This is a genomic window from Thiomicrospira pelophila DSM 1534 (assembly GCF_000711195.1).
In the GTDB taxonomy this organism is placed as follows: Bacteria; Pseudomonadota; Gammaproteobacteria; order Thiomicrospirales; family Thiomicrospiraceae; genus Thiomicrospira; species Thiomicrospira pelophila.
The window spans coordinates 1581781-1602944 of the sequence record NZ_JOMR01000001.1 but is presented as its reverse complement, the minus strand read 5'-3'; the positions used below and the strand labels follow the sequence as shown (position 1 = coordinate 1602944).

The window sequence follows — 21164 nt, the reverse complement described above, 5'->3', positions numbered from 1 at the left end:
CTGGTGCTTTCATTATTTGATTACTCAGCTAAATAAATACCACCGGTATCGGCATCAATTTCGATATCGACCGGTTTTAGCTCATCCCGCCAACATGGCCCCTCAACACAAACCCCGTCTTCTATTCGAAAATACGCATCGTGTACCGAGCATTTCATTGTCATCTCGAATGGATTGATATCAATCTTGTAGGCTTCATCCAACGGCACATCTTGGTGCGGACAATTGTTTTCATAGGCTTTTATTTCATTATCATGTTTAATTAATACTACTTTATGAGGTAGGCCTGGTGCCGGCACAACCGTAGCTTTAGAGCTGGTAATGAATTTTATATTAGCGATGGGTTTACGACTGGCCAAAGGTTGTAATAAGTTATCTAAACCAACTTGCTGGCATTTACGCGCGGCCAGCAGGCTGGCCTGGTGTACGGCTTCTTTTAAGTTAGCTCCAGATAATAAGTGGTGAATGACACCCGCATTGAAGGTATCGCCTGCACCTAAAGTATCCACCACTTTTTTTATTGGCTGTGCAGGCTCGTGCAGGAGCTCACCACTGGCTGATAAACTCCATGCTCCATGCTCACCCCAGGTGCAAACCAAGTTGGCGGTTGGAGCCGTCTTATGGATGTCTTTTAGCAAGCTTTCAGCATCTTCATAACCTTTTTGCTTAGCATAATGATGTGAAAACAATAACAAGTTGGCCGAGCCAAATAAGGCTTCGATACCATCACGCGCTTTTTCAACCTCAAGTGAGATGGGCTGATTATCTAAAAAGGTTTTAGCAATATTAAGCATGCCCGGTAAAGCGTCCATGTTTCGACCTTCAAAATGCAGCCAGTCATAGGACTCCACTTCAATTTTGGCAAAATGTTCAAAGTCCAGTTCCGGCAAATCTCGATAATGCGTAATACTGCGAGATCCGGTGTTTTTTGAAACCATTACGTAAGACGTGGGGGTAGCGCCTTTAATAAAGCGTTGGATGTGGTCAGTCGAAATGCCGTGATCTTGAATGGATTTTTTGAGATGTTTGGCTTGTTCATCGGTTGCCAAGGTGGTTGCAATGGCTGGCTCATGACCCAGTTGAGACAGAACGTACAAGGTGTTGGCTGTGTTGCCACCGAATCGAAACTGGCGAGATTGAGCGCGCACTTCTTCGTCTTCTTGTGGGTAGTGGTCTAGAGTTAAAATGGTATCCAATACAAGGTTACCAGTGCCAAGAATTTTTGCCATAGTTGTTTTCCGTGATCAATAAAGCCCAAAAAGTTATGCAAATGCAGGGCATGGTCATGTTTTAAATGGGCTGAAGTTTAGCATAATTTTCCATAAGCTTGGGTTTCTTGAACTAACATTAAGCGATGTGTCAAGACCTGGGTAAACAAAGTGGAACTTAATAGTAAAATTTAGGTATTGCATTTTTATTAAAAACACTAACCTGTTGAAAATAAAGTAATAAATAAATTATTCGGCTGTTTTTTTATGCTGAACATTATTCACAATATATGTGGATAACTTTGTGGACTATATGCCTGGTGATGAACTAAGTGCTTTAAATCTGCGAGGAAATATTAGATTGATTAAAAACTAGTCAAGTTATAAAACCATAGTATAAAAGAGGATTTGTTTTCATAATAAAATATTTATAGGTTAATAAAATTAGCGAGGGGTCAGTATGAGTGACAGTCATATCAAAAGCCGTTAGAATCAATTGCACGTAAACCAAAATACATAAAACAGATTTTTATCCTGGGAGCGGAAGTGGGCGAACTAAAAAATGCATTTAATATTGGATGCCCAAATTGTGGTCTTCAAAAAATTTGCTTTCCGACCGGATTAATGAGGGCTGATATTACCCGACTGGATTCTATAGTTGAACGCAAATCACCTTTGCATAAGGGTGACCATTTATATAGGTTTGGCGAAAGTTTTGATTCAGTCTTTGCCATCAAGGCGGGTGTAGTTAAGGTTTATAATCTGACTAACCAGGGAGACGAACAGATTCTAGGTTTTTACCTTCCAGGCGATGTTATTGGTTTGGATGCACTTAGTACCAAACACTATCAGTGCAATGCCGTTGCGCTGGATACTACATCAGTTTGCGCCATTCCTTTTGATCAGTTAGAAACCTTATCTATGCAGATTCCCGCTTTAAATCACCAGCTGTTTTGCTTGATGAGTAAAGGAGTTAATGATGGTCGCGTGCATTCTGAAATTTTATCTAAGCGTAATGCTGATCAACGTGTGGCGCACTTTATTTGGAACTTGTCACATCGATTTATGAATCGAGGTTATTTGCATACGGAATTTAGGTTTAATGTCTTACAGCGAGATGTCGCTATGTACTTAGGCTTGACTCCTGAAACCGTATCACGAATTTTAGCTCGATTGGCGAAAGATAAAGTAGTGCACTGGAAACGCAAGGAAGTAAAAATTTTTGATTTAGAGAGGTTGAGAGAGTTGGCAGGCGAAAAAGCCTATTCGCAGGAAATTGGAAAAGATCTTCATGTAAAGATGGGGTAGTTCGTTTACTTTAAAATTGATGTGGGTCAATTAGAATTTTAAGCGGTTATGGTTTAATGAAGCTGTGATGGAATTCGAGAGATCGTTTCCTTTGAATATGTAGCCCGCTTAGCCCGACCTTGAGTCGGGTTTTTTTATGTTTATAATTCTCAAAAGTCGATTTTTTGACGATAAAGTTAAGTTTGTTTAAAAATAAAATAGACTTTTTGTTTGTTTTGGGTGTTATTAAAGTGTATGCAATGTTGGCAATTTGTTATAATCAAACGCAATTGGATACTCTTTTAACTCAAAACCCACGGAGAAATGTATGTCATTAGAACGTTTAAAGCAGTTATTTATAGTCGGGGCCCTTGGTGTTGCATTAGTTGGTTGTAGTTCTACGCCAACTGACGAAAGTGCAGGTGTATCAACATCTGATTCTGTTTCACAAACAAGTACAGGTTCGGACGACTCAGGTAGCTTGGTTGGTCAAGTTGAGGATACCGCTGACGCAGCTGCGGTTCAAACAGCACAAGAGATTGCAGGCTTGTATGCTGCTTTAGAAGGCAAGCGCGTCCAGTTCGACTTTGACCGTTCAGAAGTGAAATCTGAGTATCATGACGTGATCAAAATGCACGCTGATTACTTGGCGCTTAACCAAGAAGCTAAGCTTACAGTAGAAGGTCACTGTGATGAGCGTGGTTCACGCGAATACAACCTTGCTTTAGGTGAGCGTCGTGCGAATGCAATCAAGAACGCATTGATTGCCGAGGGTGTAGAAGCTGATCGTATTGATGTAATTAGTTTTGGCGAAGACCGTCCACTTGTTGATGCAAGCAACAACGAAGCTTGGGCTAAGAACCGTCGCGGTGAATTTGTTTACTAATCCATAGTAGACTTTTCATTTAAAAAGCCCTCCCAGCTTTGCGGGAGGGCTTTTTTGTTTGTGTCGATGTAAAATATTCAAATTTAGATGTAAGGATGCGGATGTGGTTGCAGAAGTGAACGTGAATTATTTAAAAGACTATCAGCCCGCTGATTTTATGATCAAAACGGTCGATTTAAGTTTTGAGCTTTTACCCAATGCGACTCTAGTAACAAATCGGTTATCTGTCGAAAAACTTCACCCCAAATCTAACTTGTTAAAGCTGAATGGCGAAAATTTAGAATTAGTATCCGTGCGTATTGATGATCAAGTTTTAGCAAAAACAGATTATCAACGGGATGAGCAGTTCTTAGCCTTAAGTATTGAAGTAACGGAATGTGTAGTTGAAATCATTACGCGTGTGAACCCTGAATCAAATACAGCATTAGAAGGTTTATATCGCTCGGGTGGAAACTACTGTACGCAATGTGAAGCAGAGGGTTTCCGTCGTATTACGTACTTCCTTGACCGCCCAGATGTTTTAAGCATCTATACCACCACCATTGTGGCTGATAAGTCTACTAATCCAGTGCTACTTTCAAATGGCAATTTGATTGAACGGGGTGACCTGCCGAATGGACGACATTTTGCGACCTGGCACGATCCGTTTAAAAAACCATGCTATCTATTTGCGTTGGTCGCCGGGAATTTAGCCTATATAGAAGACCATTATAAAGCTCAAGATGGTCGAGATATTTGTTTGCGTATCTATACCGACTCAGGTCACTTATCCAAATGCCGTCATGCGATGGATTCTTTGATTCATTCGATGCGGTGGGACGAAGAACGATTTGGCCGGATATATGATCTAGATATTTATATGATTGTGGCAGTAGACGACTTCAATATGGGGGCGATGGAGAACAAAGGCCTAAATATTTTTAACTCCAAATATGTACTGGCCGACCCACAAACCGCGACCGATACGGATTTTGAAGGGGTTGAAGCCGTTATTGCGCATGAATACTTTCATAATTGGACAGGTAACCGCATTACCTGTCGAGACTGGTTTCAGTTAACGCTAAAAGAAGGCCTAACTGTATTTCGTGATCAAGAGTTTACGGCCGACCGTTTGTCACCCGCTGTTAAACGCATTGAAGATATAAAGCGTTTACGCAGTGTACAGTTCCCTGAAGATTCCGGTCCCACTTCGCATCCGATTCAGCCTCAGTCTTACATTGAAATGAACAATTTTTATACGATGACCGTCTATGAAAAAGGCGCAGAAGTGGTACGTCTTTACCAAACTCTGCTGGGTCGAGACGGCTTTAGAAAAGGCATGGACTTGTATTTTGAGCGTCATGACGGACAAGCTGTTACGGTACAAGATTTCCGTCAAGCAATGGCGGATGCTAATCAGGTAGATTTGGCACAAATGCATAATTGGTATGTTCAGTCAGGTACACCGATTCTAAAGATAGATACTCATTATGATGCAGTCAATAAACGTTATCAAATTCATTGCCAGCAGTCGATACCAGGCCTGGTGGATGCTAAACCTCAATTAATACCCATTAAGGTAGGACTATTATCAGACTTGGGTGAGCCGCTTGCTTTATATCCGGCACAAAATTGTGCTGACACGATTCGAATTGAGGCGGATAGTGCCGTTCTGCAACTTACCCAGCTTCAACAAAGCTTTGAGTTTATTGGTATTGAAAAGCCCCCAGTTCCCTCGCTTTTAAGAGAATTTTCAGCGCCAGTAAAGCTGCAGTATGACTACCGTTTGGACGAACTTGAATTTCTAGCGCAACATGATACGGATAGCTTTAACCGCTGGGAGTCAGCGCAAAGATTGGCCGTAGCAGATTTGATGCATAACGTGAAGCGTTTACAAAAGGGTGAGTCTTACCAGTTAGGTGAGTCTTATGCACGGGTATTTTTGCGTTTATTGAATGAGGTCAACAAAGGCCTCGCTAAAGATTTGGCTTTGCAGGCTTATGCGCTCAATTTGCCTGACATGAGTTACATGATTGAGCAATATGAACAAGTTGATATTGAAGCATTATTGACGGCGCATCAACAAATGAAACAAGCTTTAGGGCATTTATATTATTCAGAGTTAGAGACCGCCTATCAAGCTTTAAACAAGGTTAAACCCTATTCTTATAATAAAGAAGATATTGCACAACGAATGATGAAAAATCGTTGCTTACAGTATTTGATGGCTTCAAAATCGCCGCAAGTATTGCCGTTAGCCATCGCGCAGTATCAAGCGCAAGCAAATATGACAGATGTATTAGTAGCGCTGGAAACCTTATCTCATTCAGAAGCCGATCAAGCACAAGCTTGTATGGATGATTTTTATAAACGTTGGCAGGATGAACCCCTAGTATTAGATAAATGGTTCGCGTTAAAAGCCTCTGCAGATCGTTCGAATGCGTTGGAGCAGGTGAAAGACTTGATAAAACATCCTAAGTTTTCATATCGCACACCGAACCGCGTTAGAAGTGTGGTGGGTGTGTTTGCGCGTCAAAATCTTCGCGCCTTTCATCAAATATCGGGTCAAGGCTACGAATGGTTAGCTGATCAAATCCTGCATTTGGATGAGACGAATCCTCAAGTCGCCGCCAGAATATTAACCCCCTTAACGCACTGGTCTCGATATGACGATCAGCGTCAGCAGCTCATGCTGGCCCAGTTAAAAAGAATATCGCAACAAGCGAAGTCAAAGGATGTTTATGAGTTGGTTGAAAAATCCTTACTCGTCGCGGATTAAGGTAGGGCATCAGGGGCGAGCTTGCCTCGTTGCTAGCCTTTTAACGATAATCGGTTCAGTTACCCCAGTTTCGGCAAGTCTTGCCGAAACTGGGGTAACTAATGCTCAGCAGTTGCAAGATACGCGTATTCGCTTGATTGATTATGAGATTTTATTACTTAAGGCGGAAATTGCGCTTCGCAATAATGAGTTGATTGCTTTTGTGCAACATATGCAACAACTGGAGTCTCAGCAGACGCCTGAAAAATTTGTGAGTCGGTTTGATTATTTGCAACAACAAATGCAACTTATTGATACCAATTCTTCTCAACCGAGCATTGAATTCACGAGTGCCGCCGATGCTCAAAATATTGTGGTGTTATTGCCTTTATCTGGACCGTATGCGGAGGCCGGACAAGCCATTTTGGCGCCGATTCAACAAGCTTTTGCCAATAAAAAAGTCTATGTAATTGATACGGAACTTTATACCGATATGGCAGAGTTAGCTCGTTTGGTGAATTTGTTTAATCCTGACCTTATTGTGGGGCCATTGGAGCCACATAAAGCCGAGCCGTTTTTGCAAAATAATATTAACAAGCCGACCTTACTCTTTACCTCGATTCAACAAAAATATGCACACGTTGTTTCCTTGGCATCCTCTGCAAAAGCTAATGCAGCTGCATTACAACCGTTACTCAGTCAAGTGAAACCTCAGTATGTAGCCTGGCTAGTTGATAGTTCACCGGTTTCCGATCCACTTATTGCCGCAGTTGAAGAACAATTTAATCAAGCCGATTCGAAGGGGTTTGAATTTCCATTACGTTCTGAGGCGGCAACGGTAATAGAGCCAGAGTTGCTAAAAAACGGGGTGGATAAATCCTTGGCGAAGTTGGTGGGTGCTGAGCAGTCTAGCGCACGAGTAAACTGGTTGAAACGAACCATTGATCGCTCAATTGAATCGAATCAATATGTTCGTCAAGATAAGTCATTATTGATTGCAGCGGTACCGCATCAACCTGCGATACAGTTGGCCCCATTGATGGGATATTACGGCTTTAATTATCCAATTATATGGGTGCCAACCCAGTTGCCGGACACGAAAACATTTAATTTGTCACTGGGTTCATGGCAAAAAACCTATGTGTTACTGCCGCGCTATTTTGTGTATGAGCAAGCCTTGTCGAACAAAAAAAATCAAGAAAATATAAATATTGGTCTGTTTAGTGCTTTAGCTGAAGTAGCGGTTGAAATGATACGTCGTTCAGAGCAACCCAAGCCTTATGTGATCAACTCTCAGATAGGGCGTATAGAAGTAAAGTCGGATGGTGAATATTATTTGCTCCCCGAACTTTTTGAACTGAATAATGGGCGTATGAAGCGTATTTCTTTAGAGCGTTTAAAGCCCCCGCGTTAATTTGTCTTAAATGACGGTTAGCTGTTAACGCAATAATGAATTTAGGAGTGGCGTCTGTGGCTGAACCAGACAAAACAATAGACCCCAACGATCTTGACAGCATTGATTCATTGCTGGACGAAGCTGAGTTTGAACAGCGCGGTGCGAATGAACAAGCACGCGATGAAGATGACTTGTTAGCGGCTTTGTCGGAAGACTCTGATCAAGTGGCACCCGAGCAGGGGGCGCTTGAGAACTCTCAGGAAGAAGATGACGAGTTAGAACGCATGTTCGAAGCGCCGTTGGATGAAAGGCCTGCGGAGCCAGAGTTGACTCGACCAGACCCCGCAATTAGAACGGGGGATGCCGAAGGCTATAAACCCAGACGTGATTTTGAAGCGGAAGAAGATGACTTCTTAGCAAGACGAGCAAATAAGAATAATGGCAATGAATTAACGGTGGCAGAAATGGACTCAATTAAGAGCATGATTATTGGATTTGGATCAACGCTAATCGTATTGGCGCTAATTGGTATAGGAATTGCAACCTGGGGAGCATTGAGTACTAATGGTGGCGATAGCGATACAGTAAAAATGATTGAAGAAATTAGAGGTGAGTCCGAAATTGGCCGAGTTGCTTCACAAGCAAACGAAACTATATTGCGTGATTTGAATCGCAAGCTCGACGCATTGAGTTTTCAAATTGAACAGGCTAACGGTGATATTGTGGCCTTGTCGCAAGGTAAACAACCAATTTCAGCTGTTGTACCAGGCCTGCCGGAAAATTTATCAGCGACTCAACAAAATGACGCTCAAACTAAAAATGGCAGCACACCATCGAACACAACCGCTCCCGTTGTGAATACAACAGAAGTTCAGCCAGCAGCTTTACCTCAGCTAGATATGAGTAAGTTTGAAGAAAAGTTGGATGCGGTAAATCGCAACGTTTCGGTCGCTCAACGACGAGTGGTTGAAATTAACAACCGAGTTAAAAGCCTTCAACAGCAGTACAGCTCAATTGTCGAGACCATTAAATTGGTCGAGAAAAATATGCTAGAGCAAGAACTAAAAGCTAAAGCTGCTGAACAAGAAGCCGCTAAAGCAGAAGAGGCTGAAAAAGAACAGGCTAAGCAACCGACTACCAGACAACAGCCAGATGGTTATCGTTATCAAGCGCCAGACGGGGGCTTAGGTTACGATACTGGCAATATGAACAGCTACCCTTAAGCAGGTTTTGTATGAAAAGAGTTTGGATACTTTTTGCATCAACCCTAATTTTAGGTCTAAACGGGTGTGCGGGCTTAAGTGGTCCACAAACAGCTGCGGTAGCTGGAGTTGGTTGTTGGTTGGATGAGTGCGAATGGCTTTATCCCGCACAAGTGAGTGTGCCAGATTACTACAATCAAACAACCGAACGTAAACCACGTTATTTAGTTGGCCGATCCTATAGCATGGAACAACTACGTTGTAAGAACAACCCAACGCTTTGTCGTTATGATGGACCTGAGGTTCAAGTACGCGAGCGTTACTATTCTAAACCCTATTTACTAAGTGAATGAATGGAGTAAAGTCATGAAAAAGCAGATGTTAATTGGTGTGGGATTAGCCAGTGTATTAGTGTTATCTGGTTGCGAAACCACTCAGCCTCAACCTCAGGAAGTGGTAAGTTATTCAAGTACCACCTATCAAGGTAACAAGCCTGTCACGAAGGTGGATTACGCACTTCGTCCAGAAAGTCATAATTTGAATCAAGCTGAGAAGGGATATTTGCTACCAAACAGACCCCGTATCGAAGAAGCTAGCGTTAGTACACCTGCGCCAGCGGCTCAGCCTGTAGCGCAGCAGCCAATGCCGGTTGTGCAGCAGCAGCCAACTGAGGTTAAACAAGTGGAAGTAGCCGTTCAGAAACCGGCTCCACAACCACAACAAAACCCGCAACAAGAGCAGCAGATGGAGCAGTTACAGCAACAGGTACAGCAATTACTCCAGCAGCAAGAGATGCAGAAACAGGTACAGCAAGCAAGCCCAGCCCCGGTTATTGTTAAACAGCGTCCTCGTCAAGAGCGCATTAAAATTACGGGTGTTGGTTATGGCGCACAAAGCACCTATGAAGGTTTTACCGATGGGCAAAAACGTTTAATGGCTATCCGTGCTTCTAAATTAGATGCTTACCGTTCGCTAGCGGAGCAGTTATACGGCATTAAAATTGACAGTAACACCTCGGTGGCGACTATGACCGCTCAAAGTGACAGCTTCCGTGCTCGTGTAAATGCGGTTGTTAAGGGTGCACGTATTGTAAGTATCACGCCAATGTCGGATAATAACTACGAAACAGTACTTGAAGTGTTTGTTGACCGTCGCTTTTTTGAAGATGTATTTGTTTACAGCGGTAACCAGCAAGATGTTGTGTTAGAACCATTGGAAACTTGTACACTTGGATTTAATTGTTACGAGGCAGCAAACTATCGCTAGAATCCGATAGGGAGTGTGTGGCATGTTAATAAAAGGTCTGACGGTAAGTGTAATGGTGGGCGCGCTGGCCTGGCAAACAGTGCAGGCGTCCAGTATTTCAACTCGAGTAAGAGTACTTGAAAACAAAGTGTCTCAATTTGAGCGCCAAGTCAATCAAGAACGTGCCCAGCAGAACAACCAAGTCGAGCAAGTTAAACGCAACAGCCATGCGATTGAAGCTTTAACGGTTCGAGTGGATGAGGTTTCTCTCAAGTTGAAACAGGGTTCGGATATAGAATCGAATTCAGCTAACGCGCTTAAACGTGCCGAAGCTAACAATGGTCGATTCACCGATACACGTTATTCATTTCCTTAGTAGTTAATTTAACGTCTGTTATTAATAAAAAAGCCAGCATATTGCTGGCTTTTTTATTGGTATAAATTTAATCTGAATCTTAAATTAGTTGAAATTAGGCCGTTGTTTATTAACCGCCGTCAATTTGATTGGCGCAACATCCGGCAAGCCGTTTTTAAAAGCAACCGAGTGTTCTCCTTGAATAAGAGGGCGTAAATAATCTAGTGCTGCTTGAGTAATCCCCATACCATCCTCACGTATAAATTCATCGGGTACAGACTTTTCTAGTTCGGCAACCGCTTGTAAATCGACGCTTTTAAAGCGCCATTTAAACGGTGTGTTGGAAGTTACTTCAATCACCGGTAACGTCCCATGTTCACCACGCAAAGCGGACTGAACGGCTTCCGATCCAGCCTGGTAGGCCATTTTCCAATCGGTTAGGGAAACTAAATGGCTCGCGGAGCGTTGTAAATAATCTGGATTAGCGCTGTGAGTTTTGACGCCTAAATGTTGGGCGACCAAATGACCAATTTTTTCACTCACCCCACCCAGCTGGGTATAGGTTTGACCATGGGCGTGTTCTTCGCCTTCCACCGAAATAAAGCTACCATCTTCATTTCTGATACCTTCTGATACCGAACAAACACAATAACCGTGACATTCGATAAGGCGTTTTACTTCATCCAAAAAAGCTTTTTGCTTGAAGGGGCGTTCGGCAGGCAAAATAATGATGGGCAAATCGTCTATTACCTCTTGCACCAGGCCTGGTGCGAGCGAGAGCCAACCCACATTGCGCCCCATGGTTTCCATAACAAAAAACTGGGTGGAGGTTTGGTGCATGGAATGAATGTCCAACACCGCCTCTAAAAAGCTGGTGGCGAGATATTTAGCCGCACTGCCAAACCCGGGGCTGCAATGGGATAATGCAATATCATTATCAATGGTTTTAGCGACGCCGATGCAAATCACCGGATGGCCATGTCGACGGCAATAATCCGCTACTTTTTGGGCGGTGAGCATCGAGCCATTGCCGCCGTTATAAAAAAAGTAACCGATTTCATAGGTCATAAAAATATCGAGTACGCGCTCATATTGATCGGGACGTTCCTGTTCGGACTCAAGATCAAAACGGCAAGATTTAAAGGCCGCACCCGGTTGGGTTTTTAAGCGTTCTAGGTCAGCGTGGCCAAGCTGATCCAAGTCGATCAATTCTTCTTCTAACACGCCTTTGATACCGTTGATTGCCGCATAAACTTTACCAAATTTTTCTGGGTGTTGTTTTGCGGTTTCAATGACACCAGCGGCGCTGGCATTAATCACAGCGGAGACGCCGCCGGCTTGGGCGTAAAGTACATTTTTTGCAGGGCTGGTCATGCCAAATCCTTCGTCCTAAATTTTTGTGGGACATTATAAAGCATTCAGCTTGAGCCCATGCATTAGGATGCGGTTAAATGCCCAGCAATTTAATCTGACCGGCCTCTACACACAAGCAGGCCTGGTGGTTGAATAGTTGTTTAAGTGGTTCACCGAGTAGAAGCGCACGCCAACCCTGATCAAGCATACTGGGCTGTTTACGTAACAAGCAAAGGATATCGCGACGCTGAGTTAAGTTGTTCAAATTAACTCCGGTATTTAGCGCGACCTGATTCGCATAACTCATGGCCAGCTGAACTTGTGTGTCTTCTTGAGGTTGCGCTGGCTCGGGTTTAAGTGGCTTATTCGGCCAAGCTTTTTCGTGTTTAAATGCCCAATCCAACTGTTGCAGAATGGCTTCGCCAAACTGTCGAACTTGGCCGGCATTCAGGTCCGGAACTTTATATAATCCCTCCAGCGCACGCACTGGGCGCTTGGCCAAACTAAGAATGACATCATCGTTAATGATCCATTTACGAGGCTGGTTAAGTTGTATCGCGGTCTGTTCGCGCCAAGCGGCCAGGGCTTTCGTAATGCCCAATTGTTTGGGGCTGAAATTTTGGGTGCCTTTTAACTTTAACCAGGCCTGGTCAGGGTCGATTTGGTAGAGTGAGACATTCAATAATTGCTCAAAATCCCAGTTTAGCGCCTGTTTTTGCTCGGTGGTTAATTGCTGTTGCATAGCTTGATACAGCGGCGCTAAATAACGCACATCGTCCAGCGCGTATTGAACTTGTTTATCCGTAAGTGGTCGTTGATGCCAGTTGGTGCGGGTTTGATCTTTATCTAAAGACACCTTTAACTCATTTTCAATCACACGAGCAAAGCCTGCCATATCGCCATAACCCAAAAAAACCCCGGCGATTTGCGTGTCAAAAACATTTTGCGGCATTAAGCCGCCTACTTGAAACAAGATTTCAATGTCTTGGCGTGCAGAATGGAAGACCTTGGTGACCGCTGGGTTCGCCAGTAATGTCCAAAGAGGGGCCATGTCTTTTAGCGCTAATGGGTCAATTAAAGCTAGGTCGCCTTGCTCAGAAAAAATTTGAATTAAGCTTAACTCGGCATAATAAGTATCTTGACGCACAAATTCGGTATCAATCGCAAACCAGGTCTGGTGGCTTAAATGTTTGCAAAATTCGTCTAGGGCGTTGTGGCTGATAATGGTTTGATGATTCATGCGTCAAGTGTAGCCTTAGCTCAGGCTAGCGGCAAGTTCTAATTGGTTTAGATGTGACGGTCTATGTGCAAAAATACAGCTAATTTATTTTCTGCGAAATTGTGCTTAACGTGCACAATTATTTCTTTATAAATCAAAGCAATAATGCTTTAAAAAAATTCTATTATCTTGTCTAATAGGGTTCTGATAAGGTTTATCTGTTAGTGATAAAACTTAGGTTTTAGTTTGATATATAACGCTTAACCTTTGACCCAGTCAAAGCAAGGAGGACATCATGTCTAATCAAGCAGTATCAACACAGGTGCACGACCACTATACCGAATCGGGCGAGCACATCATTTCACGCGATGCTAAATTATCCGATATTGGACGTTGGCTTAAAAACGGTTGGCATGATATGGCGCACGCGCCGGGCATTTCACTTTTCTATGGTTTGGTGATGGCTTTATCAGTAGTGTTAGTCTTCTTTGCTTTTCAGCGTCAACCTATTCATATGTTTACCGTTGCAACGATCTTTATTTTATTATCGCCGTTTATGGCGACAGGCCTTTATTACACAGCGCACAAACTAGAGCAAGGAAAAAAACCATCCTTAGGTTCGTCAATGGTGGCTTGGAAAGACAATGTCTCCGACATCGGCTTCTTTGCGGCCACTTTAGGGGTCATCACCGCAATGTGGGCAACCTTTACGCCTTTGTTAGCGGCAGTCGTTGTGGGGTCCAGTTCATTGTTAATCATTAACCCAAATATGGGCATCATGGGCTTCTTAACCTCGGATGCCGGTTTGACCTTCTTAACCATTTTTGCCGGTATCGGCCTAGTTTTATCCGCCTTTGTGTTTGCCATCAGTGTGGTCACCATTCCAATATTATTGCGTGATAAAAATATGGGTGCCGTGTCCGCGATGATTTTAAGCTACAAAATTGTGATGGAAAACAAACTGGTGATGGCTGCTTGGGCACTCGTGATTGGCTTTATGCTTAGCGTAGGCATTTTGTCACTAGGTTTAGGTATGTTGATTGTGATGCCGTTGCTTGGTTATGCCAGCTGGCACGCCTTTAATGACCTAGTCGAAATTGATGAGCCAGCTTAATTAATCGGCTCGTTTAAACTCAGGATAAACCCGTCTTTAATGGCGGGTTTTTTTATGCGTGAAGCCTGACCCGTTAATGCCTTGTTTTAAGCCATTAGGCACGAAGCCAACCCGCTAGCAAAAGGCCTTGCTATAATAGGCGCAAAATATTGTTAGGAGACTCATCGTGCAACTTCACATACTCGGTATTGCGGGCACCTTTATGGGCGGCATCGCACAACTCGCCAAAGCAAAAGGCCATCAAGTTAGTGGGTCGGACAAAGCTATTTATCCGCCCATGAGCACACAGCTTGAGCAAGCCGGTATCGAAGTCATGGCCGAGGACGATGTGAGTTTCCTACAAAGTCCGCCCGATCAAGTGGTGATTGGCAACGCCCTAAGCCGAGGGAACGCAGCGGTCGAAGCCACCCTAAACGCCCAACAGGTCTACACATCCGGCCCGCAATGGCTGGCGGAAAACGTATTGCACGACCGTTGGGTAATCGCAATTGCCGGTACCCACGGTAAAACCACCACCAGCTCGATGGTAGCCTGGATTCTGGAATACGCCGGTTTAAACCCCGGGTTTTTAATCGGTGGTGTGCCGCAAAATTTTGGCGTATCCGCTCGATTAGGCGAAAGCCCGTTTTTTGTAGTCGAAGCCGATGAATACGACACCGCGTTTTTCGACAAACGCTCCAAGTTTGTGCATTACCATCCGCGCACCTTGGTGATGAACAACCTCGAATTTGACCATGCGGATATCTTTGCCGATTTAAAAGCGATTCAAACCCAATTCCACCATTTAGTGCGCACCGTACCCGGCAATGGACTAATCATTTATCCCGCCGATGAGACAAACTTAACTGACGTACTGGAGCAGGGTTGCTGGACACCTACGCAAAGTCTGGGTTTAGAGCAGGGCGACTGGCAAGCGGGTTTATTGCAAGAAGACGGCTCCGCCTTTAGCGTGTTTTTTCAAGGCAAATTAGTCGGCCAAGTGCATTGGAGCATGACTGGGTTGCACAATGTGCAAAACGCCTTAAGCGCCATCGCCGCCTCTGTTCATGCGGGCGTGCCCGTGTTAGAAACAATTGAAGGGTTATGCCAATTCAAAGGCGTGCAACGCCGCATGAGTAAAGTCGGCGAAGCCAACGGCATCACCATTTATGACGACTTTGCACACCATCCCACCGCAATACGCTTAACCCTGCAAGGCCTAAGAAAACAAATGAACCAAAGCACCAGGCCTGGTCGTTTAATCGCGGTATTTGAACCGCGCTCCAATACCATGCGACTTGGCGTGCATAAAGACACCTTGCCACAAGCCTTTATAGATGCCGACGCGGTGTATGCGTTTATTGACCCGGCCTGGAACTGGCCGCTACCGGTCGACGCCTTTAGCCAACCCGTAACAGTCGAAAACAGCTACGATGCCTTGCTCGACACCCTAGCCAAAGACCTTCAACCCGGCGACCAAGTCGTTATTATGTCAAACGGCAGTTTTGGCGGGCTACATCAGAAGCTGTTGGGTCGGTTAGTTCAGAGAAAGGAATAAGTGATTGAAATCTAAGCACGTCCTTTCTTTATATGGGGCGTACTTAGATTGCATATTAAAATAATTGTTATTTTATAGTTAAAGATATTAACGTATTTAAAGCACTATCTGCGTGTTCATCCATCATTCCCTTTACTGTTTCAAGTAATAACTGCTGTTCAGCTTGGGATAAGCTTAGTACCGTTTGATCTGACCAAAAAACACTTTTCTTAAATTGTTTTGAGGAGTGAACTCGATGAAGTAGAAAAGATACTAACTTATTTTCTTCAAGTTTATATATTGTAAAATCATGTGAAAAAACAACGCTTACCGTTCCGTTATCTTTTTTAAAAGTCGAGGATCTAAGCATTATTGGTGGTGTAAATAGTTCATAATTTTCAGTTTTTAATGACACTTGGCTGATCATCAGATAATCTAAATTATGATCAGTAATTAATTTTTTAAGATTAGGTATGTGACTTGTTGCAATTAGTGTATGAGGTGAACTTTCATCATTATTTCGGTTTAAATAACGCATAAAATTTACGTCACCGTTATAACCGGAACGATAATAATAGTCTCTCCTGAATTTCAATATTTTCGGATCACCAAACTCCATTCCATCGGCATAAGGTGAAATCCTTACGGCCTCAAAATCATTAGATAATTTTGATACAACGGCATCCTCATAAATACGATTTAAATTTAATTGCTCAATATTAGCTAATTCATTAATGTCTTTTGATGCTATATTTTTTTTAAAAAACAGCACATCCTCCATGCCCGCAGATATAAAACCAATTCGAGCATCGTTTTTGATTTCATGCTTGGGAAGTAACGTACATCCCTGCAGAGAGAAAACTGAAGCTATAACTACATAAAATAAATATCTCACAATATACCCCTGGTAAGTTTATAAATAAATTTTTAATTAAAAGTTTTTAACTGGCTATAAATACTTATACGGTACTTCTCCTTTCTAGTATTTGAATAAAGCATAATAAATGATTACATAGTGTCACCAGGCCTGGTGGTGTCGTTTGGGTTGGGTAGGCCGTGGAGTTCGTAGTAGTCTTTGAAGAGGCTCATATTTCTTTCATAGTAAATACTGTCTTGGTTGGTGAGGCAAAACTCCGTGTGGTTAAGAAAGTAGGGTTTCCAGCCGCAGAATCCGGCATAGTGTTTATAACTTTTAACATTGTCGACAAACTCGTAGCCACGTTGCGTCATGCATTCTGCTGTGGTCTGATCAAATGGATAATAAGACCAGTGTGTTGCTGTACCGGCTGCTATTTCGTCACAGTCGATGGCATCTATTACTTTTTGACGGTATGAATGGTTTTGAGAAGACCAGATTTGCACAAATGGCTCTGGTGTATCTTTTGTAGTCAGAAACCTATCTAGTTTTGCTTGGTAGTCGGATGTCGAGCGACAAAACGCTAGGTTTTTAGCGCGGAAACGTTCATGACCGCAAAATCCATTATAGCTCGCATCAAGTCCAGTCATTGACTCAGCGAAATCGTATCCTTTATTAAGCATGCATACATCAACTTTGTATGGCCAGGCTAAAGCAGGATTTGTAAGTGATGAGTATGCTTGATTGCCACAATCTATATAGTCATCAACTGATTGAATCTTACTGTAGCCGGGTTTCGTATAGATTTCGCCAATTTTGGACTCTAATATGACTTTTCTGCTGGGGCCGACAGCAACAGGTTGGTTTTTACCGACGCCACCCCATTGCTTTATTTGTTCACTTTCGGGTGCACCGGGGCCGTAGGCGTAATCTCCGCAAGCGGTTAATCCGATCAGAGCGATAGCTAAAATCAATAGGTGTAACGCTTTCATTGTTTATCCTTATCACCAGGCCTGGTGGTGTCGTTTGGGTTGGGTAGGCCGTGCAGTTCGTAGTAGTCTTTGAAGAGGCTCATATTTCTTTCATAGTAAATACTATCTTGGCTGGCGAGACAAAACTCCGTGTGCTTAAGAAAGTAGGGTTTCCAGCCGCAGAATCCAACGTATTTTTTATAGTCTTCGACATCATCAACAAATTCATAACCGTGTTCTGTCATACATTCGGCCCAGGTCGAATGATACGGATAGTAGGACCAGTGGCTAGCTTTCATACCTGCAATCTCGGAGCACTCAATATTTTCTATTACTTTTTTCTGGTATGAATGGTGTCGAGAAGACCAGATTTGTATGTCTGGTAAAGGGTTATCCTTTGCTTCTAGGTTAGCCTTTAGGCGTGCTTGATAATGTGAAGTCGAACGACAAAACGCTAGGTTTTTAGAACGGAAATTTTCAAAACCACAATATCCCTCATGCCTTCCACTTAATTCTGTCATCGATTCAGCGAAATCGTAACCTTTATTAAGCATGCAGATATGTCTTTGATAAGGAATGCTTAATGCCGGATTATTGGCTTTAAGGTCGCAGTCTATGTAGTCATCTACGGTTTGATATTTATCACGGCCTGGTTGTATAAAGAACTTGTTGACATCACTTTTGAGAAGGAATTTTCTGCTTGGTCCAACGCGGATAGGTTGATTATTACCCACGGCACCCCAATGCTTGACTTGTTCGTCTTTAGGTGCGCTGGGACCATAAGCAAAGTCGCCGCTACAGGCTGAAAGGCCGAAGAGCCATATTAAAAATAAAAACCGCTTTATCATCGTTTGTCCTTTTCTGTTGTCTCATCAACTCAGCCACCAGGCCTGGTGGCTGAGAGTATAGCTTGCCTTTGTAGAATTGTTTCATGCTTGTCTGTGAGCGTTATGTATTCTTTATACCTTGGCTGCACTTAAAATGTAAGTAATTTTTGTTTTTATATGGTGATATTGTGGTATTTAAATAACGCATATCAATTCTTATATAGAACGTCTTTACGTTTCAGTACTAATTAAATAAATTAAGTAATTTAGACCTGGGTATTTATTTGATTAAATGGAATTATTTGGGCGAGGTTTGAAATTTACGGTGTTTGGTTTTAATGGCGATGATTGATTTTAACCTTGGTTGGAAGGTCACCAAGCGTGGTGCGTAAATAGTTAAGATGAGCAGCTGAGTTGGTGGCCTTTTAGGTGGCTGTGGGGTGGTTGAGTCCATTGTTGCCATTCTGGGTTTTCTATAAAGGGGGAGGCTAGCCATTGGCGCCATTGGTCGACAATGTCGCGGTCGCCTTTTTCGGCTTGTTCGATGATGTGTTGTGCGATGTAGTTGCGCAGCACTAAGGCTGGGTTGGTGTTTAGAATTAACTCGCTTCTTTGTGCTTCTGTCAGTGTTTCTTGTTCGAGCCTTTGTTTATAGGCGAGCAACCAGGCCTGGTAGTCGTCGGTTTGTGGCCAAACTGGATGCGGGTTGTTTAAGTCGGCTAGGCTGCGCATAAAGACGTGATAATCCACCCGATGTTTGTCTAGGCAAATTAATAGGTCGGCGATTAAAAGTTTGTCTTTAGGTTGTGGATTGGTTAAGCCTAATTTGGCGCGCATTAAGTCCACATAATTTTGGTTGTAGGCTTCTACATAATCGTTAAGGCTGTCCTGACGCTTTTCGGCGGATTCGATGAGTGGCTCAAACGCTTGCGCTAATACTTGGCCATTCCACAAGCCAACGTTGGGTTGTTCGTTATAGGCGTAACGTCCGCCGGTGTCGGTGTGGTTGCAGATATAATCGATCTGGCAGTCATCAAAAAAGGCATAGGGACCAAAGTCGAAAGTTTCACCTAGGATCGACATGTTATCGGTATTCATCACGCCATGATTAAATCCGACGGCTTGCCAGTGGGCAATCGTGCGCGCTGTGCGTTGTAGGATCAATTTAAGCAGGCTTTCGTAAGGCTTGGGTTCGGATGCACATTCTGGGTAATGGTGTTTGATTACATAGTCGGCTAGGGTTTGGCTGTGTTGTGGGCTTTGGCTGGCGGCCCATTCAAAATGGCCAAAGCGGATATGAGTGGGTGTAACTCGAATCAAGTTGGCGCGCGGTTCTAAGCTTTCGCGCCAAACTTGTTCATCGCCGCTGGCAATTGCTAACGCACGTGTTGTGGGTACACTTAACGCATGTAACGCTTCAGAGGCTAAGTATTCACGAATCACGGAGCGTAGCACCGCTCGGCCATCGCCTCGGCGAGAGTAGGGTGTACGCCCAGCGCCTTTTAAATGCCAATCAAAGTGTTCGCCTTGTGGTGTTTGCCATTGGCCAAGCAAAATCCCGCGTCCATCACCTAAGTCTGGATTGTAATAACCAAATTGGTGGCCGGTGTATTTTTGCGCTAAGGGCGACATGCCCTCAACTACCTTGCCAGCGGCGATATCTAAAATAGTTTGCTCAGATAGATCAACGTGTTGCTGCTGAATTAAATCGCGGTTTAGGGCAACCAAGTGGGCTTGTACCAAGGGTTCTGGTGACAATTGGGTGTAAAAGTCGGCCGGGATTTCGAGATAGGTTTGGGTAAAGGGCATAAAAAACAACCAAGTTAATAACTGAGTAAAAAGCTTGGTTATAGCTTAGAGGGTTTTATTGCGATATGCAATCGCGTTTAGACCATGTAACCCGACATGGACAATAAAATCAGCGCTAAAATTAAACTGGGTAGGATACGTTTGATATTAACGTGTGTAGATTGGTAAATATAGCGGCCATAAACTTGTCCGTTTGGCGAACCTTTATGGCTCCATTGGTGCATATCTCGAAGTTCGTTGGTCATTTTTCTGACCAGCATTCTGTTTTCTGGCGGCAAACCATTTACGATTCGGCTGATGACTCGGTCATCGTAAAGGGATAGCTGATTTGCTAGGCGTTTAAAATCTTTTACTTTAGCCATTTCATTGGCAATTTCGGCATCACTTTTCTTCATGAGGCCGCTAATGGCTGAAAACTCAGAGCTGCGCTGTGCGGGCATATTATGGTTTCTCCAAAAGGCCTAAATAGACTTGTTTGATTAATTGTAATTTTAAGGGCTGGAAACTTGAAGATCAAGCAATGTATTTGATTAGACGCAAGTTATGGAAACTTAGTTTGCTTGAAGTGCTGTAAAGCTAGATAAGGCTAGCCAAATAGCGAGCGCTAGAAAAATAAAGGCGCTTAAACGGTTCATCCAGATCTGTTTGTGATGGTTGAGTAATTGCGTATGTAAGTGCGCCGCGACAAATGCGTAACTTAATAAAACCAAGCTTAAAGAAACGCCTATAAGGGCAATAAGTAGCAGGCTGTCTAAGAAGTTTAAGTCCGACACATCTATAAAGGCCGGTAAAAACGCGAGATAAAAAAATACAGGGTTGGTTAGGCTGACAATGATTCCGGCTAAAAAATCGTGCTGAGGTAGTGGGGTATCGGTGCGTTTGAAGATTATTGGGCGATGCCAGCTTTGCCAACTGAGCCAAATCAGGAACAGCGCGCCCAAAAATTGTAAAAACACCAGGCCTGGTTGTGACCACTGCGCGATCAAACTTAAACCACTTAGGGTTAAAATTAAAACCAATACATCCATTAATACTATGCCGGCGACGACCCAAGCGCCTGCGCGAAAACCATTTTGCAAACTGCGTGTAATGGTCATTAAAACACCAGGGCCCGGGCTGGCGGCAATAACCATTAATGCGACTATTAAGCTGATTAAACTGGTGATTGACATAATCTGTCGGG

General features: G+C 43.4%; 19 protein-coding genes. 10 read left to right on the top strand and 9 right to left on the bottom strand.

The genetic code is table 11. The annotated features are described in order from the left end of the window. Positions 1 to 20: 20 nt before the first annotated feature. Positions 21 to 1229: a PfkB family carbohydrate kinase gene (locus N746_RS0107695; RefSeq protein WP_029935456.1), complete on the bottom strand. Its 1209-nt coding sequence runs from the start codon at positions 1227 to 1229 to the stop codon at positions 21 to 23. Between the two features lie 525 nt (positions 1230 to 1754). On the opposite strand from N746_RS0107695, the gene fnr reads away from it, so the two are divergent. The 8 genes from fnr to N746_RS0107655 all read left to right on the top strand — a co-directional run bounded on the left by fnr (position 1755) and on the right by N746_RS0107655 (position 10337). Then, complete coding sequence (fnr, locus tag N746_RS0107690; protein ID WP_029935454.1) at positions 1755 to 2516, top strand: fumarate/nitrate reduction transcriptional regulator Fnr; 762 nt, start codon at positions 1755 to 1757, stop codon at positions 2514 to 2516. A gap of 307 nt (positions 2517 to 2823) precedes the next feature. Continuing rightward, complete coding sequence (gene pal / locus N746_RS0107685) at positions 2824 to 3381, top strand: peptidoglycan-associated lipoprotein Pal (RefSeq protein ID WP_029935452.1); 558 nt, start codon at positions 2824 to 2826, stop codon at positions 3379 to 3381. 103 nt (positions 3382 to 3484) lie between these two features. Then, the gene (pepN, locus tag N746_RS0107680) at positions 3485 to 6139 is read left to right on the top strand and encodes an aminopeptidase N (RefSeq protein ID WP_029935450.1); all 2655 of its coding nucleotides are present in this window, start codon (positions 3485 to 3487) and stop codon (positions 6137 to 6139) included. Then, complete coding sequence (locus tag N746_RS0107675; RefSeq protein WP_029935448.1) at positions 6102 to 7532, top strand: type 1 periplasmic-binding domain-containing protein; 1431 nt, start codon at positions 6102 to 6104, stop codon at positions 7530 to 7532. Before pepN ends, N746_RS0107675 begins: the two co-directional genes overlap by 38 nt. Positions 7533 to 7588: 56 nt before the next feature. Continuing rightward, a complete protein-coding gene (locus N746_RS0107670; RefSeq protein WP_029935447.1) occupies positions 7589 to 8737 on the top strand; it encodes a hypothetical protein in 1149 nt (382 codons plus the stop codon). Between the two features lie 11 nt (positions 8738 to 8748). Next, positions 8749 to 9069 (top strand): hypothetical protein, encoded by a 321-nt coding sequence (locus tag N746_RS0107665; RefSeq protein WP_029935445.1) that lies wholly within the window; start codon positions 8749 to 8751, stop codon positions 9067 to 9069. A gap of 13 nt (positions 9070 to 9082) precedes the next feature. After that, positions 9083 to 9982 carry an LPP20 family lipoprotein gene (locus N746_RS10700; protein WP_245603347.1) on the top strand — a complete coding sequence of 300 codons (900 nt, stop codon included), beginning with the start codon at positions 9083 to 9085 and terminating at the stop codon, positions 9980 to 9982. 22 nt (positions 9983 to 10004) lie between these two features. Then, entirely contained in the window at positions 10005 to 10337 is a 333-nt protein-coding gene (locus N746_RS0107655) for a hypothetical protein (RefSeq protein WP_029935440.1), read from the top strand. 84 nt (positions 10338 to 10421) lie between these two features. Here the strand turns inward: N746_RS0107655 and N746_RS0107650 are convergent, their stop codons facing one another. Together N746_RS0107650 and rnd are read right to left on the bottom strand one after the other, a co-directional pair. After that, complete coding sequence (locus tag N746_RS0107650) at positions 10422 to 11690, bottom strand: 6-phosphofructokinase (RefSeq protein ID WP_029935439.1); 1269 nt, start codon at positions 11688 to 11690, stop codon at positions 10422 to 10424. A gap of 73 nt (positions 11691 to 11763) precedes the next feature. After that, the gene (gene rnd / locus N746_RS0107645) at positions 11764 to 12909 is read right to left on the bottom strand and encodes a ribonuclease D (RefSeq protein ID WP_051678580.1); all 1146 of its coding nucleotides are present in this window, start codon (positions 12907 to 12909) and stop codon (positions 11764 to 11766) included. Positions 12910 to 13183: 274 nt separating this feature from the next. On the opposite strand from rnd, the gene N746_RS0107640 reads away from it, so the two are divergent. Together N746_RS0107640 and mpl are read left to right on the top strand one after the other, a co-directional pair. Next, positions 13184 to 14002 carry a DUF2189 domain-containing protein gene (locus tag N746_RS0107640; protein WP_029935435.1) on the top strand — a complete coding sequence of 273 codons (819 nt, stop codon included), beginning with the start codon at positions 13184 to 13186 and terminating at the stop codon, positions 14000 to 14002. Positions 14003 to 14168: 166 nt separating this feature from the next. Beyond that, positions 14169 to 15539 carry a UDP-N-acetylmuramate:L-alanyl-gamma-D-glutamyl-meso-diaminopimelate ligase gene (mpl, locus tag N746_RS0107635; protein WP_029935432.1) on the top strand — a complete coding sequence of 457 codons (1371 nt, stop codon included), beginning with the start codon at positions 14169 to 14171 and terminating at the stop codon, positions 15537 to 15539. 67 nt (positions 15540 to 15606) lie between these two features. Here the strand turns inward: mpl and N746_RS0107630 are convergent, their stop codons facing one another. The 6 genes from N746_RS0107630 to N746_RS0107605 all read right to left on the bottom strand — a co-directional run bounded on the left by N746_RS0107630 (position 15607) and on the right by N746_RS0107605 (position 21153). Then, positions 15607 to 16413: a hypothetical protein gene (locus tag N746_RS0107630; protein ID WP_156018302.1), complete on the bottom strand. Its 807-nt coding sequence runs from the start codon at positions 16411 to 16413 to the stop codon at positions 15607 to 15609. A 113-nt stretch (positions 16414 to 16526) separates the two neighbouring features. Beyond that, the gene (locus N746_RS0107625) at positions 16527 to 17366 is read right to left on the bottom strand and encodes a hypothetical protein (RefSeq protein WP_029935429.1); all 840 of its coding nucleotides are present in this window, start codon (positions 17364 to 17366) and stop codon (positions 16527 to 16529) included. Beyond that, positions 17363 to 18193 (bottom strand): hypothetical protein, encoded by an 831-nt coding sequence (locus N746_RS0107620; RefSeq protein ID WP_029935428.1) that lies wholly within the window; start codon positions 18191 to 18193, stop codon positions 17363 to 17365. Before N746_RS0107620 ends, N746_RS0107625 begins: the two co-directional genes overlap by 4 nt. Positions 18194 to 18568: 375 nt before the next feature. Then, a complete protein-coding gene (locus N746_RS0107615) occupies positions 18569 to 19981 on the bottom strand; it encodes a protein adenylyltransferase SelO (protein ID WP_029935427.1) in 1413 nt (470 codons plus the stop codon). Between the two features lie 77 nt (positions 19982 to 20058). Next, positions 20059 to 20376: a hypothetical protein gene (locus tag N746_RS0107610; protein ID WP_156018300.1), complete on the bottom strand. Its 318-nt coding sequence runs from the start codon at positions 20374 to 20376 to the stop codon at positions 20059 to 20061. A gap of 156 nt (positions 20377 to 20532) precedes the next feature. After that, on the bottom strand, positions 20533 to 21153 hold the full coding sequence (locus N746_RS0107605) for a LysE family translocator (protein ID WP_029935423.1): 621 nt from the start codon (positions 21151 to 21153) through the stop codon (positions 20533 to 20535). Positions 21154 to 21164: the final 11 nt, after the last annotated feature.

Coding starts and splice junctions, on each gene's coding strand:
- N746_RS0107620 (WP_029935428.1), bottom strand. CDS start 18,193: ATGATAAAGCGGTTTTTATTTTTAATATGGCTCTTCGGCCTTTCAGCC.
- N746_RS0107665 (WP_029935445.1), top strand. CDS start 8,749: ATGAAAAGAGTTTGGATACTTTTTGCATCAACCCTAATTTTAGGTCTA.
- N746_RS0107605 (WP_029935423.1), bottom strand. CDS start 21,153: ATGTCAATCACCAGTTTAATCAGCTTAATAGTCGCATTAATGGTTATT.
- N746_RS10700 (WP_245603347.1), top strand. CDS start 9,083: ATGAAAAAGCAGATGTTAATTGGTGTGGGATTAGCCAGTGTATTAGTG.
- N746_RS0107625 (WP_029935429.1), bottom strand. CDS start 17,366: ATGAAAGCGTTACACCTATTGATTTTAGCTATCGCTCTGATCGGATTA.
- N746_RS0107695 (WP_029935456.1), bottom strand. CDS start 1,229: ATGGCAAAAATTCTTGGCACTGGTAACCTTGTATTGGATACCATTTTA.
- N746_RS0107675 (WP_029935448.1), top strand. CDS start 6,102: ATGAGTTGGTTGAAAAATCCTTACTCGTCGCGGATTAAGGTAGGGCAT.
- rnd (WP_051678580.1), bottom strand. CDS start 12,909: ATGAATCATCAAACCATTATCAGCCACAACGCCCTAGACGAATTTTGC.
- N746_RS0107610 (WP_156018300.1), bottom strand. CDS start 20,376: ATGAAGAAAAGTGATGCCGAAATTGCCAATGAAATGGCTAAAGTAAAA.
- N746_RS0107615 (WP_029935427.1), bottom strand. CDS start 19,981: ATGCCCTTTACCCAAACCTATCTCGAAATCCCGGCCGACTTTTACACC.
- N746_RS0107655 (WP_029935440.1), top strand. CDS start 10,005: ATGTTAATAAAAGGTCTGACGGTAAGTGTAATGGTGGGCGCGCTGGCC.
- N746_RS0107650 (WP_029935439.1), bottom strand. CDS start 11,690: ATGACCAGCCCTGCAAAAAATGTACTTTACGCCCAAGCCGGCGGCGTC.
- N746_RS0107640 (WP_029935435.1), top strand. CDS start 13,184: ATGTCTAATCAAGCAGTATCAACACAGGTGCACGACCACTATACCGAA.
- pal (WP_029935452.1), top strand. CDS start 2,824: ATGTCATTAGAACGTTTAAAGCAGTTATTTATAGTCGGGGCCCTTGGT.